This window comes from Parvibaculum sedimenti, assembly GCF_009184905.1.
Taxonomy (GTDB): Bacteria; Pseudomonadota; Alphaproteobacteria; order Parvibaculales; family Parvibaculaceae; genus Parvibaculum; species Parvibaculum sedimenti.
This window is the reverse complement of the sequence record NZ_WESC01000007.1, coordinates 59963-75018: the sequence shown is the minus strand read 5'-3', so window position 1 is coordinate 75018 and position 15056 is coordinate 59963. Positions and strand designations below refer to the sequence as shown.

Annotated in this window: 16 protein-coding genes; 13 read left to right on the top strand and 3 right to left on the bottom strand. The window is 61.8% G+C overall.

The features are described 5' to 3' along the window. Positions 1-156: 156 nt before the first annotated feature. The 4 genes from F2P47_RS09020 to F2P47_RS09005 all read left to right on the top strand — a co-directional run bounded on the left by F2P47_RS09020 (position 157) and on the right by F2P47_RS09005 (position 3647). The gene (locus tag F2P47_RS09020; protein ID WP_152216025.1) at positions 157-951 is read left to right on the top strand and encodes a hypothetical protein; all 795 of its coding nucleotides are present in this window, start codon (positions 157-159) and stop codon (positions 949-951) included. Between the two features lie 106 nt (positions 952-1057). After that, a complete protein-coding gene (locus F2P47_RS09015) occupies positions 1058-1927 on the top strand; it encodes an NAD(P)-dependent oxidoreductase (protein WP_152216024.1) in 870 nt (289 codons plus the stop codon). A gap of 24 nt (positions 1928-1951) precedes the next feature. Then, the gene (locus F2P47_RS09010; protein ID WP_152216023.1) at positions 1952-3094 is read left to right on the top strand and encodes a type III PLP-dependent enzyme; all 1143 of its coding nucleotides are present in this window, start codon (positions 1952-1954) and stop codon (positions 3092-3094) included. A 97-nt stretch (positions 3095-3191) separates the two neighbouring features. After that, positions 3192-3647, top strand: coding sequence for a TetR/AcrR family transcriptional regulator (locus tag F2P47_RS09005; protein WP_152216022.1), 456 nt, complete (start codon positions 3192-3194; stop codon positions 3645-3647). A 6-nt stretch (positions 3648-3653) separates the two neighbouring features. On the opposite strand, the gene F2P47_RS09000 is transcribed toward F2P47_RS09005, so the two are convergent. Both F2P47_RS09000 and hemB read right to left on the bottom strand, forming a co-directional pair. Next, the gene (locus tag F2P47_RS09000) at positions 3654-4694 is read right to left on the bottom strand and encodes an isopenicillin N synthase family dioxygenase (protein WP_152216021.1); all 1041 of its coding nucleotides are present in this window, start codon (positions 4692-4694) and stop codon (positions 3654-3656) included. 163 nt (positions 4695-4857) lie between these two features. Next, positions 4858-5868: a porphobilinogen synthase gene (gene hemB, locus F2P47_RS08995; RefSeq protein WP_152216020.1), complete on the bottom strand. Its 1011-nt coding sequence runs from the start codon at positions 5866-5868 to the stop codon at positions 4858-4860. A gap of 234 nt (positions 5869-6102) precedes the next feature. On the opposite strand from hemB, the gene ldtR reads away from it, so the two are divergent. The 5 genes from ldtR to F2P47_RS08970 all read left to right on the top strand — a co-directional run bounded on the left by ldtR (position 6103) and on the right by F2P47_RS08970 (position 10496). Then, positions 6103-6609, top strand: coding sequence for a transcriptional regulator LdtR (gene ldtR, locus F2P47_RS08990; RefSeq protein ID WP_422560991.1), 507 nt, complete (start codon positions 6103-6105; stop codon positions 6607-6609). Between the two features lie 124 nt (positions 6610-6733). Beyond that, positions 6734-7987 (top strand): L,D-transpeptidase family protein, encoded by a 1254-nt coding sequence (locus tag F2P47_RS08985; RefSeq protein ID WP_185681038.1) that lies wholly within the window; start codon positions 6734-6736, stop codon positions 7985-7987. A 54-nt stretch (positions 7988-8041) separates the two neighbouring features. Further along, complete coding sequence (locus tag F2P47_RS08980) at positions 8042-8827, top strand: glycerophosphodiester phosphodiesterase family protein (RefSeq protein WP_152216017.1); 786 nt, start codon at positions 8042-8044, stop codon at positions 8825-8827. A gap of 165 nt (positions 8828-8992) precedes the next feature. Then, on the top strand, positions 8993-10204 hold the full coding sequence (hemA, locus tag F2P47_RS08975) for a 5-aminolevulinate synthase (RefSeq protein ID WP_152216016.1): 1212 nt from the start codon (positions 8993-8995) through the stop codon (positions 10202-10204). Then, complete coding sequence (locus tag F2P47_RS08970) at positions 10194-10496, top strand: DUF6898 family protein (RefSeq protein WP_204886598.1); 303 nt, start codon at positions 10194-10196, stop codon at positions 10494-10496. The genes hemA and F2P47_RS08970 overlap by 11 nt, the downstream gene beginning before the upstream one ends. A 21-nt stretch (positions 10497-10517) precedes the next feature. Here the strand turns inward: F2P47_RS08970 and F2P47_RS08965 are convergent, their stop codons facing one another. After that, complete coding sequence (locus F2P47_RS08965; RefSeq protein ID WP_152216015.1) at positions 10518-10967, bottom strand: Ros/MucR family transcriptional regulator; 450 nt, start codon at positions 10965-10967, stop codon at positions 10518-10520. Positions 10968-11420: 453 nt separating this feature from the next. Here F2P47_RS08965 and glyA point away from each other — a divergent pair, with 453 nt between their 5' ends. Genes glyA through F2P47_RS08945 form a run of 4 tightly spaced genes read left to right on the top strand, consistent with a single transcriptional unit; the run spans position 11421 to position 15054 of the window. After that, a complete protein-coding gene (gene glyA / locus F2P47_RS08960; RefSeq protein WP_152216014.1) occupies positions 11421-12737 on the top strand; it encodes a serine hydroxymethyltransferase in 1317 nt (438 codons plus the stop codon). A 59-nt stretch (positions 12738-12796) separates the two neighbouring features. Further along, the gene (gene nrdR / locus F2P47_RS08955) at positions 12797-13276 is read left to right on the top strand and encodes a transcriptional regulator NrdR (RefSeq protein WP_152216013.1); all 480 of its coding nucleotides are present in this window, start codon (positions 12797-12799) and stop codon (positions 13274-13276) included. 35 nt (positions 13277-13311) lie between these two features. Next, complete coding sequence (ribD, locus tag F2P47_RS08950; protein WP_152216012.1) at positions 13312-14430, top strand: bifunctional diaminohydroxyphosphoribosylaminopyrimidine deaminase/5-amino-6-(5-phosphoribosylamino)uracil reductase RibD; 1119 nt, start codon at positions 13312-13314, stop codon at positions 14428-14430. Beyond that, positions 14431-15054: a riboflavin synthase gene (locus F2P47_RS08945; protein ID WP_152216011.1), complete on the top strand. Its 624-nt coding sequence runs from the start codon at positions 14431-14433 to the stop codon at positions 15052-15054. Positions 15055-15056 lie beyond the last annotated feature (2 nt).

Sequence of the window (15056 nt, the reverse complement as noted above, 5' to 3'; positions counted from 1 at the left end):
GTGGTTTCGTAATGCCAAATTACTAAAAGGGAGGCTCTCGCGATATAAAAACGTCGCGAATGGGGAGTGAGGTTCCGGGGAGGAACCGTAATTTCCGTGTAGCCAGTCCCGGCCAGAGAGGGAGGTTGTGCCGCGCAGGCGGCGCACGGCGCAGCTATGGTTTCAATCGATTCGGCTCATGCGGCATTCTCCGCTCAAGGCTGGGCGCGTCCGCGCCGCAGTCGTCTGCGCTATTGGGGGCTTGCGTTCGCGCTTCTGGTGCATGTGCCGGTCTATTTCATCGTGACATCAGAGGACGATATGCTGCCGCGAGCCGAGCGGCTCGTCGCGGTTACGATCTTCCCGACACCAAAGCCCAGGGAATTGCCGCCGCCGCCCAAGATCGAGCCGAAGCCGAAGCCCGAGCCGAAGCCGGCGCGCAAGGCCTCGCGTCCCAGGCCGCCAAAGGTCATTGAAAAGCCGGTCGAGCAACCGAAAGAGGGGCTGAAAGGCGCGGGGATCATGCCCGTTGCGCCAGCCACAGACGTTCTTGATCCGATACCGGCCCATAAAGGCGTCGCGCTCACCGGCAACGACATACGCACGCGCATGGGTGGGCGGGAGTTTCACCTCGAAATGGGCCGTCTCGACCAGCAGGGAAGCAATCGCCTCATCAATACAGTGATCGAGCTTCACGCGGATGGCACGAGCAAGGTGACGCTCACGCATTACTACTTCCAGACCTATCACAGCCAATATTCCTCGACGCGGAGCGAGAGCGGCGAGGGCCATTGGTGGGTCGAGGGCGACCGCTGGTGCCATCAGTCGGATATCATCAATTACGGCACGAAAGACTGCTACGACCTCACGGCGGATGGCTCCGTCGTCCGCCTCTATTATGCGGAATGCGGCAATGAGTCCTCAACGCTCTGCAAGACCGGACGCATCGCCGCCGAGGGCGAAGTGAAATAGTCGATTTGTATACGGATTAAAGTCGCCGGTCAGCTCCGTTTGAATTTCGGTCCCTGCCTGCTAGAAACAGTGCATGGCAAGGTATTGCAGGCAAGGCGAGGCGATAATGGCGGAGAAAGTTGCGTTCCTGGGGCTCGGTGTCATGGGCTATCCCATGGCGGGGCATCTGGCCAAGGCCGGTCACGATGTGACCGTCTACAACCGGACAGCCGAAAAAGCGGCCAAATGGACCGCGGAGCATGGCGGGCGCGCCGCCCCGACCCCTGGCGAAGCCGCGAAGGGTGCTCGCTTCGTCTTCGCCTGTGTCGGAAACGACGACGATGTGCGTCAGGTAACGACGGGTGCCGGGGGCGCGTTCGACGCGATGGACCGTGGCGCAATCTTTGTCGACCATACGACGGCCTCTGCGGAACTCGCCCGCGAACTCGACGCGGCGGCGCGGGAGCGCGGTCTCGGCTTTGTTGACGCGCCGGTATCGGGCGGGCAGGCGGGTGCGCAAAATGGCGCCCTCACCGTCATGGCGGGTGGCGAGTTGGCAAGCTACGCGGCTGTAGAGCCGATCATTGCGGCCTATGCCCGGGCCGTCAGGCGCCTGGGGCCTGCGGGCGCCGGGCAGCTCACCAAGATGGTCAACCAGATCTGCATTGCGGGCCTCGTCGAGGCGCTTTCGGAAGGCATCCAATTCGCGATGAAGGCGGGGCTCGATCCCGAGGCCGTCATCGACGTCATCTCCAAGGGCGCGGCGCAATCCTGGCAGATGGAAAACCGTTACAAGACGATGATAGCTGGTGAGTTCAATCACGGCTTCGCAGTGGACTGGATGCGCAAGGACCTCGCCATCTGTCTCGAAGAGGCGCGGGCGAATGGCGCGCATCTTCCTGTCACTGCGCTGGTTGACCAGTTCTATGGTGAAGTGCAGACAATGGATGGCGGCCGCTGGGATACATCGAGCCTCATTGCGCGGCTGCTGAAGTGAGACGCTGATCGAAAGGGCCAACACGTGAAAGAAGTCAGGTTTCGTTCCGTCGCCGATGTCATCGAACGGCTTAACCCGTCTTATCCCGTGTTCATGGTCTTTCCCGAAATACTCAAGGACCGGGCGAGGGCGTTCCTCGACGGCTTTCCGGGCACCGTCCTCTACGCGGTGAAATGCAATCCTGATCCGCATGTGCTTCGCGCGCTCTACGCCGCTGGCGTGCGGCATTTCGATACGGCCTCCCTGCCCGAGATCGCCAAGGTCTCGGAGCTCTTTCCGGACGCTCATTGCTACTTCAACCATCCGGTGAAAAGCCGGGGCGCATTGGAGTCGGCGCACGAGGTTTACGGGCTTGAACATTATGTGGTCGATCACATCGATGAGTTGGACAAGCTCTGTGATGTCGTTGGCACCGGCATTACCGTGGAGGTGCGGATCGCGACGCCCAAAGGGGCGGCCGTCTATAATCTCTCGTCGAAGTTCGGCGCGGTGCCTGACGATGCCGTTGCGTTGTTGAAGGAGGCGAACCGTCGCGGAATGCGCACGGCAATCGCATTCCACGTCGGCAGCCAGTGCCCCGACCCGGAAGCCTATCGCGTCGCCATGGCAGAGGCGGCGGTCATTGCGCAACGCGCCAATGTGCCGATCGACTATATCGACGTTGGCGGCGGCTATCCCGCCGAGTATGGCGATCCCGTTCCGCCGATCGAGACATTCTTCTCGGTCGTCAAGGCGGCGCGCGCAGAACTCAAGCTCGACTTGCCGCTATATGCGGAGCCGGGCCGCGCACTTGTTGCCGATGGCTGCTCGGTGCTCGCGCAGGTGCAGCTTCGCAAGGGCAGCGACCTCTACATCAATGACGGCATTTATGGTTGCCTCGCCGAGATACAGCTCGGGCCACTGAAGCCGCCGGTTCGTGCGCTCGGGCGCCGCGACGGTCGTTGCGTTCCGGTGACGGGAGAAGCAAAGAGCTTCCGAATCTTCGGGCCAACTTGCGACAGCCTCGATGTTTTCGGGGTTGAATTCGAACTGCCGGACGGCATTGCCGAAGGCGACTGGATCGAGTTCCGTCGCATGGGCGCTTATTCGATCGGTATGCAAACCGCCTTCAACGGCTTCTACACGGACACGGTTGTTCAGATAGACGGACATGAGGACATTGTTTGAAATGCCGCAAGTTCCTGTGTCGTTCTTTATTTATACATGTGATATATGTTAACGGCGATAACATAAAGAGCGTGCGCACAAACGAGGAACGCCGGAGATGCGGGCAAGGCTGAGGGGACAAAAGACCCAATATCATCACGGCGATCTCAGGCATGCCTTGCTCGAAGCGGCGATGACATTGATCGATATTCGTGGGCCCGAGGCGCTAACGCTTCGTGCGGCGGCGCGGCGAGCGGGCGTTTCCGAAGCGGCGCCCTATCGGCACTTCGCCAATCTCGACGCGCTTCTCGGAGCTGTCGTCCTCGAAGGTTTCGAGATCCTGATCACCGATCTTGAGAGCGTGAGCAGCGCGCGGTCGAGGCGCGACACCTATCTCGCTTTTGCAGGCGATTTTCCGGGGCGCTACTCAATAATGTTCGGGCCGCTAGCCGATCGAGGTTCAGCCGCGAAGCGGCATGACGAGGTTGCGCATGTCTCCGAGCTCGTCGAGGAGGCCGGTGGCCTTGCATTGCTTCACGGGATGGCGTCGTTGCGGCTGGCGGGACTATCCTGACTGCGCTCAGGCTTCTTCCTTTTTGAAGTAGCCATATGTCTCCGCAAAGCGGCCCGACACATATTCATAAGCCGTGACGGGTTCGTATTTGGCGGGGTGCTCTCCGTCGACGCAATTGGGTAGCGGCGTCAGCACGGTTGCATAGTCGCAGCCATAGAAGAACGGGATCGAGTAGCGTTCGCGCCCGCTGCGATTGATGGCGCGATGGAGCGTCGATTTGAAGAGATCGTTCGACCAGCGCGCCATCTGATCGCCGATATTGACGACGAAGGCGCCGTGTATCGGCGGCGCGGAAATCCACTCGCCCTTGGCGTTGAGAACCTGCAACGCCTCGACGTCGCCGCCCTGGGCGAGAATGGTGAAGCACTCATAGTCGGAATGCGCACCTATGCCGATCTGCTTTTCATCGATGACACCTTCCTGCGGCGGATAGTAGAGAACGCGCATCGAGCTGCCGGGACGCTTGATCATGGGCGCGAAGAAATCCTCGTCGAGTTCCAGCGCGAGCGCAAATGCCTGGAAGATGCGTCGGCCGAGCAGAATCATCTCGTCGTAATAGCGCGTCAGCGGCTCGCGGAAGTTGGGCATGCTCTCGGGCCAGACATTGGGCCCGTGCAGCGTATGGCCGGCGAGAACCTCCGGATCGTCCGCCGGAATATCGAGCGAGAGGTCGAAGGCTTCGTGCAAGTCGCCCTTCGCCGTCGGATCCGTGTTTTCCTCGAGCAGCGGTCCGTAGCCGCGATGATTGGTGGACTTGGCGACGTGAAGCCGCATCTTCTCTTCGAGCGATGTTGCGAAATAGCGTTTCGCGGCGCCGAAGGTCGCGTCGATCACTTCCTGCGGCACCCTGTGATTTTTGAGGTAGAAGAAGCCGACATTCACACAGGCGTCTTTCAGCTCGGCGGCGACCTTCAGTCGGTCGGCGATGTCGTCGCTTGCCATCGGGGCAAAGTCGATTTGAGGAATTTCGGTGAAATCGACCTTGCGGGCGGTAAGGCCCGTGCCTGTGAAATTCCTGATGCCGTTCCCCGTCCGCACGATATTCATTGAGTTGCCTCGCCTTCGCCTGATCGAATTACGGGCGGGACGATGCAAATTGCATGCAAATGGAAGTGTAAGGCGAAGCCGCGACTCTCGGCGCGCATGAACGAGCGAACCTGCCGCAAAGTGGGCAGGCGGCATCTAAAATGACCAAAGCCTGGGCAGGCGTTTAGCGCTGCTGCAGGAGCCTTGCGGCGGCCGGCGCAAAATAGGTGAGCACGCCATCGGCGCCGGCGCGCTTGAAGGCCAACAGGCTCTCAAGGATCACGCGGTCGCGGTCGAGCCATCCATTCTGGATGGCTCCGGCGAGCATCGCGTATTCGCCCGACACCTGATAGGCGAAGGTCGGCAGGCCGAATTCCTGCTTCACGCGGTGGAGAACGTCGAGATAGGGCATGCCGGGCTTCACCATGACCATGTCCGCGCCTTCGGCGATGTCGAGCGCGACTTCGCGCAGCGCCTCGTCGGTATTGGCGGGGTCCATCTGGTAGGTGCGCTTGTCGCCCTTGAGCGCGCCGGACGAGCCGATGGCGTCGCGGAAGGGGCCGTAGAAGGCCGAGGCGTATTTGGCCGCATAGGACATGATCTGCGTGTCGGTATGCCCGGCATTTTCGAGCGCCGCGCGGATCGCGCCGATGCGCCCGTCCATCATGTCGGACGGCGCGATAATGTCGCAGCCTGCTTCCACCTGAATGAGCGACTGCTTGATCAGCGCCTCGACCGTCTCGTCGTTGAGAATGCGGTCGCCATCCATCAGCCCGTCATGGCCGTGGCTGGTGAAGGGATCGAGCGCCGCGTCGCAGAGCACGCCGATCTGCGGAAATGCCTTCTTGATTGCCCGCGTCGCCTGGCAGACGAGATTGTCCGGATCGGTCGCGAGCGAGCCCATGGGGTCGCGCTTTTCCATCGGCGTATGCGGGAAGAGGGCGATCACCGGAATGCCGAGGGAGACCGCTTCTTCAGCAGCTCGCACCGACTCATCGACCGAGAGCCGCTCGACGCCGGGCATCGAGGGGATGGCCTCGCGCTTCGACGTGCCTTCAACGAGGAAGAGCGGCCAGATCAGGTCGTTCGCCGAGAGGCTGTTCTCGGAGACGAGGCGGCGTGACCAGTCCGCCTTGCGGTTGCGGCGCATGCGGATGGCGGGAAAGGCGGCGGCGGAGCGGGGCTGTGTTTTCATGGGCGAAACTCATACCGCCGTAACCTCGGCCTCGACAAGCCTGCTCAGCGGGCAATGTTGCGGCTCAAGAGCACATATAGGCACTAGGGTCTATACGAGAGAAGTTTTTGGGCCAATTTGACGAGAGTTTAAACCAGTCGTTAGGACGCGACTGGATATGTTCGGTCCTTAACGGGGTCATTTTTACCACCCCAGTCCAAATATATCTGCTGTTGAGAGGCCAAATCCATGGCTATGACGACGACCCAAGCCAGCATGGCAATCGCGCCCACCGACAATGTGGCGAGCAAACCCGCCTATCTGGAGGCGCTCACCTATGTGGAGCGCCTGCATCGCCGCCTTCTCGATGTGATCAAGGATGAACTGGACCGGATCGGCTGCTCGGAGATCAACAGCGTCCAGGCGCTGCTGCTTTTCAACATTGGCGATGCGGAAATGACGGCGGGCGAGCTGCGCACGCGCGGCCATTATCTCGGCTCCAACGTCTCCTACAATCTGAAAAAGCTCGTCGAGGCAGGCTATATCAGCCATCAGCGCTCCCGGCTGGACCGCCGCTCGGTGCGCGTCCGTCTGACGGACAAGGGCCGCGCCATCTGCAAGTCCATCGACGATCTTTACAACAAGCATTGCCGCTCGGTCGCCGAAGTGGGTGACATCAGCATTGCGGAGCTGAAGCTCATCAATTCGACGCTCCACAAGCTCGAGCGCTTCTGGACCGATCAGATCCGCTACCGCCTCTAAAACCGGCGGACCAAGCACGGCTCTTGCAGCGCGCCTCGAACCAAGGCGCGCTGCAGTCGTTTTGGGGCTCGGAATGTCCCAAAGCCGCACTTTGCGGGCCAAAATGACTAATCGGAGCAGGGCATTGAAGCGGTTCGGGAAGATCGGGGGCTTTGACATTCTGGCGCTGCTGGCGATTTTCGCCTGCGCCGGGACGCCTGCTGCCGCCTCGGGCGCCGGGGAGCCGCAATGGATCGACCCCTGGGCGCCGCCGAGTGCAGCGGCTGAGGCCGCTGAAGCCCCGCTGGCAAAATCGAACGTTCCCACACTCAGCGATGAGGGCTTCTGGCCGGTCGTCCGCGCCATTGCGGCTTACAAAGAGATCGCGAGGCGGGGTGGCTGGGGCCGGATTCCGGATGGCGAGCGACTCGAGCAGGGCATCCGCGATGCCCGCGTGGCGCTGATCCGCAAGCGCCTGATCGCCACCGGCGACATGGCGGCGGGAAGCGGAGATCCTTTGCTTTTCGACCGGGGGCTCGCGGAGGGGGTCCGCCGCTTTCAGGCGCGCCATGGGCTGCCGCTCGATGGCACGGCTGGCCATGCGACGATTGCAGCCATGAATGTTCCAGTCGCCGCCCGCATCCGGCAGCTCGAGGTCAATCTCAAGCGGCTCAACGAGGTCGCACCGAAGGTCGGGCAGCGCTATGTCTTCGTCAATATCGCCGGTCAGGAAGTCGAGGCGGTGGAGAATGGCCGCATCGCGCTGCGCAAGCGCGTCATCGTCGGCAAGGAAGATCGTCAGACGCCGGAATATTCGAGCCGCATCAATTCCGTCACGCTCAATCCCTATTGGAACGTGCCGCAGTCTATTGCGGTGAAGGACTTGCTTCCGAAGATCAAGGCCGATCCACGTTTTCTGGAGCGCATGGGCATTCGCGTTCTGAAGTGGTCGAACGGCGCGGAGCGGGAGGTGAGCTCCGCCAGCGTTGACTGGTCGTCGCCCGCCGTCACTTCTCGCTACAGGCTGCGTCAGGACCCGAGCAGGCTCAACTCGCTCGGAACGGTGAAGGTGAACTTTCCCAACCCCTATTCGGTTTATCTCCACGATACGCCTGTGAAATCGCTCTTCAGCCGGGGCGCGCGGAATTTCAGCTCGGGCTGCGTCCGGGTGGAGGGAGTGCGCGACCTTGCGGCCTGGCTTCTGGCGGGAACAGGGAGCTGGAACCGCGCCCGCATCGACGCAACGATTGCAGGCGGCGAGCATATGGATGCGGCGCTCGCGGCGCCCGTGCCGATTTACATGCTCTACCTGACGGCCTGGGTCGACAGCGACGGCACGGTCAACTTCCGCAACGACGTCTATCGCCGCGACACGAAGCAGAGCGCTCTGTCCAATTAGTCTAGACTTGAGGCCGACTCACCCGGCCGGGCGAGTCGTTGGGGGAGCGGGGAGATGGCGACACGGCGGCCTGCTGGATTTCCATATCTTGAGCATGACGGGGTTCTGGCCTTCGCCCATCGCGGCGGCGCGGGGGACTGGCCGGAGAACACCATGCCCGCCTTTCAGGCCGCGGTGGATCTCGGCTACCGCTATGTGGAAACCGATGTCCATGCGACACGCGACGGCGTGTTGCTCGCCTTTCACGACGACGAACTCGATCGCGTAACGGATTGTTCGGGGACAATTGCCGAGATGGATTACGCGGATGTGGCCAAGGCCCGCGTCGGCGGCCGGGAGCCCATACCGAGGCTGGAGGAGCTGCTGCTCGCCTGGCCGGAGCTTCGCCTCAACATCGACCCGAAGCGTGACAATGCCGTAGCGCCGCTCGTCCGCGCCTTGAAGGCGAGCGGTGTGGTCGACCGTGTCTGCGTCACCTCCTTTTCCGGCGCCCGCATCCAGGCCGTCAGGGAGGCTCTGGGGCCGCGGCTCTGCACAGGCCTTGCCCGCATGGAGACGCTGCGTTTGCGGCTGTCGAGCTGGAGTGGCGGGGCGGGTTTCCTCTGGGGCGGATTCGCCGGGGGTTGCGCCCAGATACCCGTCAGCAATCATGGCATTCCCCTTGCGGACGAGGCGCTTATCGCCCGCGCGCACGAATTGGGGCTTCAGGTTCATGTCTGGACCATCGACGAGCCGGCCGAAATGAACAGGCTGATTGACCTCGGCGTGGACGGGCTCATGACCGACCGGTCGGCGGTTCTTAAAGCGGTTCTTGTTGAAAGAGGGCTTTGGACCTCGTAATAACCCTGATGGTCGCGCAGTGAAGTTAATGCGACAATTCGTGGCAGCTCATAACTGCCTCCGAAAGATAATGTGTGTTACTAAATGGGGCACAAGGCGACGGGAGCCGGCCGGAGGCCAGCTTTTCGCCGTTGCGAAGGCCGAAGTAAGAACAGGGTTACGGCCATGGACTATCAGACCAAGCTCGCCGATGCGCTCCGCTCCGTGAAGGATGAAGGTCGCTACCGCGTTTTTGCCGACATCCTTCGCCATCGTGGCGATTTTCCCCGCGCGACGTTCCACACGCCCGAAGGCGCACGCGACATCGTTGTCTGGTGCTCCAACGACTATCTCGGCATGGGGCAGCATCCGATCGTGCTCGATGCGATGCATCGCGCGATCGATGAATGCGGCGCGGGTTCGGGTGGTACGCGGAACATCTCCGGCACCACGCATTATCATGTCGATCTCGAAGCCGAGCTTGCCGACCTTCACCAGAAGGAAGCCTCGCTTCTTTTCACGTCGGGCTATGCCGCGAATGACGCGACGCTTTCGACGCTGGCGCGCGTTCTCGGCGATTGCGTCATCATCTCCGATGCGATGAACCACGCCTCGATGATCGAAGGCATCAAGCGCGGCGGTGGTCCGAAGCGTCTGTGGAAGCATAACGACCTTGCGCATCTCGAACAGCTGCTGAAGGATATCGATCCCGAACAGCCGAAGATCGTGGCCTTCGAATCCGTTTATTCCATGGATGGCGACATTGCGCCGATCGGCGAGATTTGCGATCTCGCGCATAAATATGGCGCGTTGACTTATCTCGACGAAGTACATGCGGTCGGCCTCTACGGCCCGCGCGGCGGCGGCATTGCCGAGCGCGACGGTGTGCTCGACAAGGTCGATATCATCGAAGGCACGCTGGCCAAGGGCTTTGGCGTCATGGGCGGTTATATTGCCGGCTCCTCGGTGCTGGTCGATGTCGTGCGCTCCTATGCGCCGGGCTTCATCTTCTCGACCTCGCTTGCGCCGGTGCTCGTCGCAGGTGTCCTCGCCTCGGTGCGTCATCTCAAGACGAGCAATGTGGAACGCGAACAGCATCAGGAGCGTGCCGCCACGCTGCGCGCCAAGCTCGCGGCCGCGGGCCTTCCCGTGATGATGTGCGAAAGCCATATCGTGCCGGTGATGGTCGGCGATCCGGTCATTTGCAAGCAGGTGACTGACGATCTGCTCAACGACCACGATATCTATGTGCAGCCGATTAACTATCCGACCGTGCCGCGCGGCACGGAGCGGTTGCGCTTCACGCCTTGCCCGGTCCACACGGACGAAATGATGGACGACCTCGTGAGGGCGCTCGATCAGGTCTGGACGCGGCGGAAAATCCGGCGTGCCGCCTGAGGGGAAATCCGGCAGTCCCTCGACGCCCGGCGGACAGCCGGGCGAACCCCGCGAAGTGATTTTCGAATATATGCCGCTCGGCGCCAGCGTGAAGGTGACGGCGGTGGATTGCGCGACGGGCGCCGAAGCCTCGGTGCTCGGCCCGTTGGGTGCGCCGCAACGCGACCTTGAGCGGCTCGCACTTCATAAATTGCAGCAAAGAATTTTGCGCGAAATGGATGGGCTCGGCAGAGCGCCAGAAAAACCCACGCCCGAAAAGGGTGGGCGCGGCGGCGGCGGAATAATCGTCTAGCGATTTACTTCCAGGCAGCGATTACTTGCGCTTGCGGCCGCGAGTCCCTTGCGTGCTGGCGCGGCCGAGGCCGATCTGCTTGGCGAGGCGCGAACGCTGCGCGGCGTAGTTTGGTGCCACCATCGGATAGTCGAGCGGCAGGCTCCACCGCGCCCGATATTCCTCCGGCGACATGCCGTATTGCGAGCGGAGATACCGCTTCAGCATTTTCAGCTTCTTGCCGTCTTCGAGACAGACGATGTAGTCGGGCGCGACCGACTTTTTGACCGGCACGGCAGGTGTGAGTTCCTGCGCCGGCCCTTGCGCCTTGCCCGCTTCAAGTTCGGAGAGGGTGGTGTGGACGGTTCGGATCAGGTTCGGCAGGTCATTGGCGGGGACAGTATTCCTGCTCAGATAGGCGGAGATGATGTTGCTCGCGAGGCCGAGAAGCCCCATTGAGGTCACTTCGGTCATGCCCTTGCTCTCGCTCATCGTCTGGAGGCCTTCTCTTCGGTGCGGTCGTCGCAATCGACCGAATCGTGATGCGAAATATTGAGTTTGTTTTATCTCGTTAAGTCTGTGGAGATCAAGGTACGCCGCGGCCACTGCGGAGATCACCGACACTAAAATCGGGATGGGAAGCAGGTATAGACGTAATAATCGTGTTATGAATTTGAATACATTTGGACGAGGATTGTGCAGATCGGCCGTTTCATTACGCCGGCTTAATCCTTCGTCTCCCCGACCGTGAATGCGCCTCCGGCAGGCCCCACCCGCGCAGCCCGTTGATCATGTAGCGCGTTGGCTTCACGAGGCGATATGTGGTATCACGCGCGCAGAGGCGGGGCCGAATATAGCCCAGGTCCGGTGTCCAGTATTGGGCCATCCGGGTCCGCAATCCGAATACCCGTCTGGTTCAATTTTCCGGCGAACAAGGTTCAATCGATGTCATCGAGCAATGCGGCAACTGGGCAGGCAGTACCTGCCGGTTTCTTCAACGACAGCCTTGCGGAGAGTGATCCCGACATCCTGCGCGCCATCGAGCTGGAGCTCGGGCGCCAGCAGACGCAGATCGAACTGATTGCGTCGGAGAACATCGTCTCACGCGCTGTGCTCGAAGCGCAGGGCTCGATCATGACGAACAAATACGCCGAGGGTTATCCCGGACGCCGCTATTACGGCGGCTGCGAATTCGTCGACATCGCTGAAAATCTCGCGATCGAACGCGCGAAGAAACTCTTCGACTGCGCCTTCGTGAATGTGCAGCCCAATTCCGGCTCACAGGCGAACCAGGGTGTCATGATGGCGTTGCTGAAGCCGGGCGAAACCATCATGGGCATGAGCCTCGCCGCAGGCGGCCATCTCACGCATGGCGCCGCGCCGAACCAGTCGGGCAAGTGGTTTCATGCGGTGCAGTACGGTGTGCGCCAGCAGGATCATCAGATCGATCTCAATGAGGTTGAGGATCTGGCGAAGAAGCACCAGCCCAAGCTCATCATTGCGGGCGGTTCGGCCTATCCGCGTATCATCGACTTCAAGGCCTTCCGCGCCATCGCCGACAGCGTGGGCGCGCTGCTCATGGTCGATATGGCGCATTTCGCAGGCCTCGTCGCGGGCGGCGTCCATCCGAGCCCGCTGCCCTATGCCGACGTGGTCACGACAACGACGCACAAGACGCTGCGCGGCCCGCGCGGCGGCATGATCCTTTCGAACAACGAGGATATCGGCAAGAAGATCAACTCGGCGATCTTCCCCGGCATTCAGGGCGGCCCGCTGATGCATGTGATCGCGGGCAAGGCTGTCGCCTTTGGCGAGGCGCTGCGTCCGGGCTTCAAGCTCTATGCGCAGTCGGTCGTCGACAACGCCCGCGCGCTTGCTGCAACGCTCGCTGACGCGGGCTTTGCCATCGTGTCGGGCGGCACCGACACGCATCTGATGCTCGTCGATCTGCGCCCCAAGAAGCTTACCGGCAAGGTTGCAGAGGCGGCACTGGAGCGGGCCAGCATCACCTGCAACAAGAACGGCATTCCCTTCGACCCCGAGAAGCCGACCATCACGTCAGGCGTACGCCTCGGAACGCCTGCGGGCACGACGCGCGGTTTCGGCGTGGCCGAGTTCCAGCAGGTCGGCAAGCTCATCACGGAGGTCCTGACGGGGCTTTCGCAGAATGGCGAAGAGGGGAACGCGAAGGTCGAGGCCTCGGTGCGCGAACGCGTGCTCGGTCTCTGCAAGCAGTTCCCGATCTATGGTGGTCCGAAGTAGGGTCATCGCAAGGCGGCGATTTGAGGTCTGTTCGATGAAAAAGGCGGGGGTCTGAGGGGATGCGTTGTCCGTATTGCGGAAATGAAGATACGCAGGTCAAGGACTCACGTCCGACCGAGGACAATACCTCCATCCGGAGGCGACGCTTCTGCACCGCTTGCGGCGGCCGGTTCACCACTTTCGAGCGGGTCCAGTTGCGCGAGCTGACCATTATCAAGGCCAGCGGACGCCGGGTTCCCTTCGATCGCGACAAACTCATGCGTTCCGTGCAAATCGCGATGCGCAAACGCCCAGTTGAGCAGGAGCGCGTGGAGCGTATGGTGAGCGGCATTGTGCGCCGGCTCGAAAGCATGGGCGAAAGCGAGATTCCGTCCTCTGTTGTCGGGCGGCTCGTTATGGAAGGCCTGAGCTCCATCGACGCCGTCGCATATGTCCGTTTCGCTTCGGTCTACAAGAATTTCCACGAAGCGAAGGATTTCGAGGAGTTTCTGGGCGAACTGAGCGGCCCGGGCCGGGACGAGGTCGACGACGACCGCTGACCGATCTCGCCCCAACAGACAGATTGGGATGCGAGATGGCGAAAGCCACGAACAAGTCGAAAGACACTGATTTCATGAAGATGGCGCTGAGCCTCGCGGCTCGCGGCCTCGGCATTGTTGCGCCCAATCCGGCCGTCGGCTGCGTCATCGTCAAGGATGGCATCGTCGTTGGACGCGGCTGGACCCAGAAGGGCGGCAGACCCCACGCCGAGACCGAGGCTTTGGCCCGAGCGGGCGCCGCCGCCAGGGGCGCCACCGCCTATGTCACGCTCGAACCCTGCGCCCATCACGGCAAGACGCCCCCCTGTGCCGAAGCGCTGATCGCCGCCGGTATCGCCCGCCTGGTCGGCGCCGTCTCCGATCCGGACCCCCGCGTCGCAGGCAAGGGTTACGACATGCTTCGCAAGGCGGGCATTGAGGTCGTCGAGGACGTCTGCGAAACGGAAGCACGCGATCTCAATCAGGGCTTCCTGCAGAAGGTCACCGAAGATCGTCCGCTGGTGACGTTGAAGCTCGCGACTTCCGCCGATGGGAAGACAGCGACGCATGGCGGTCAGAGCCGCTGGATCACGGGCGAGGGCGCCCGCGCCCGCGGCCATTATCTCCGCGCGACGCATGACGCGATCATGGTCGGCAGTGCCACAGCGGTTGTCGACGATCCCGAACTTACCTGCCGCCTCCCGGGCCTCGAAGGTCAATCGCCGGTGCGCATCATTGCTGATGGGCGCTTGCGCTTGCCGCTCACCTCGAAGCTGGTGCGCGATGCGAAGAAAATTCCACTCTGGATTCTCACGCTGCCGGGCGGGGACTCTGCGCGGCGTGCCGCCTTTGTCGACTGCGGCGCGGAGCTTATCGACATTCAGCCGGGTACGGATGGGTTGATGGACATGAAGGCGGCGATGCGCCGTCTCGCGGAGCGTGGAGTGACGCGGCTGTTGGTTGAGGGCGGAGCGCGGCTCGCGGCCTCGCTCATCTCGGCGCATCTTGTCGACCGCATCGAATGGTTCCGCGCCTCGCGCATCATTGGTGGTGACGGCTATTCCGGAATTGCGTCGCTCGGTATCGAGCTGCTCGATAAGGCGCCGTCGCTGGCGCTGACGCGGACCGTCTTCCTCGGCGAGGACACTCTTTCAAGCTATGTGGTGCGAGGCTGAATGTTCACGGGTATCATCACCGATGTCGGACGGATCAAATCCGTCGAAACGCGCGGCGACACGCGCTTCGTCATCGAGACGAACTACGACCCCGACACGATCGCACTTGGCGCCTCCATTGCCTGTTCGGGTTGCTGCCTGACCGTGATCGAAAAAGGGCGCGGCGCGGAGCGCAACTGGTTCGCGGTCGATGCTTCGGGCGAAACGCTTGGTTGCACGACGCTCGGGAGCTGGAAACAGGGCACTGCGATCAACCTCGAACGCGCGCTCAAGGCGGGCGATGAACTCGGCGGTCACATCGTCAGCGGCCATGTCGACGGCGTCGGCAGGATCGTCGACATGCACCCGGAAGGCGACTCTATGCGCTTTACGTTCGAAGCGCCTGCCGCGCTTCGCAAATTCATTGCCCCCAAAGGCTCGGTGACCATCGACGGCACGTCGCTCACCGTCAATGAGGTGGAAGACGTCCGCGTCGATGACGAGATGAGGGCGCGTTTCGGCGTCAACATCATTCCCCACACGCAGGCCGTCACCACCTGGGGGCAGGCAAAGGCCGGAAATTCCGTAAATCTTGAAATCGACATGCTGGCGCGGTATGTGGCCCGGCTCGCAGAAAAGGACTGACA

Bases quoted from the DNA above. Each gene is read 5' to 3' on its own strand.
- F2P47_RS08945 (WP_152216011.1), top strand. From the start codon at position 14,431: ATGTTCACGGGTATCATCACCGATGTCGGACGGATCAAATCCGTCGAA.
- F2P47_RS09020 (WP_152216025.1), top strand. From the start codon at position 157: ATGGTTTCAATCGATTCGGCTCATGCGGCATTCTCCGCTCAAGGCTGG.
- nrdR (WP_152216013.1), top strand. From the start codon at position 12,797: ATGCGTTGTCCGTATTGCGGAAATGAAGATACGCAGGTCAAGGACTCA.
- F2P47_RS09000 (WP_152216021.1), bottom strand. From the start codon at position 4,694: ATGAATATCGTGCGGACGGGGAACGGCATCAGGAATTTCACAGGCACG.
- F2P47_RS08980 (WP_152216017.1), top strand. From the start codon at position 8,042: ATGGCGACACGGCGGCCTGCTGGATTTCCATATCTTGAGCATGACGGG.
- hemB (WP_152216020.1), bottom strand. From the start codon at position 5,868: ATGAAAACACAGCCCCGCTCCGCCGCCGCCTTTCCCGCCATCCGCATG.
- F2P47_RS09005 (WP_152216022.1), top strand. From the start codon at position 3,192: ATGCGGGCAAGGCTGAGGGGACAAAAGACCCAATATCATCACGGCGAT.
- glyA (WP_152216014.1), top strand. From the start codon at position 11,421: ATGTCATCGAGCAATGCGGCAACTGGGCAGGCAGTACCTGCCGGTTTC.
- F2P47_RS09015 (WP_152216024.1), top strand. From the start codon at position 1,058: ATGGCGGAGAAAGTTGCGTTCCTGGGGCTCGGTGTCATGGGCTATCCC.
- ribD (WP_152216012.1), top strand. From the start codon at position 13,312: ATGGCGAAAGCCACGAACAAGTCGAAAGACACTGATTTCATGAAGATG.
- F2P47_RS08965 (WP_152216015.1), bottom strand. From the start codon at position 10,967: ATGAGCGAGAGCAAGGGCATGACCGAAGTGACCTCAATGGGGCTTCTC.
- hemA (WP_152216016.1), top strand. From the start codon at position 8,993: ATGGACTATCAGACCAAGCTCGCCGATGCGCTCCGCTCCGTGAAGGAT.
- ldtR (WP_422560991.1), top strand. From the start codon at position 6,103: ATGACGACGACCCAAGCCAGCATGGCAATCGCGCCCACCGACAATGTG.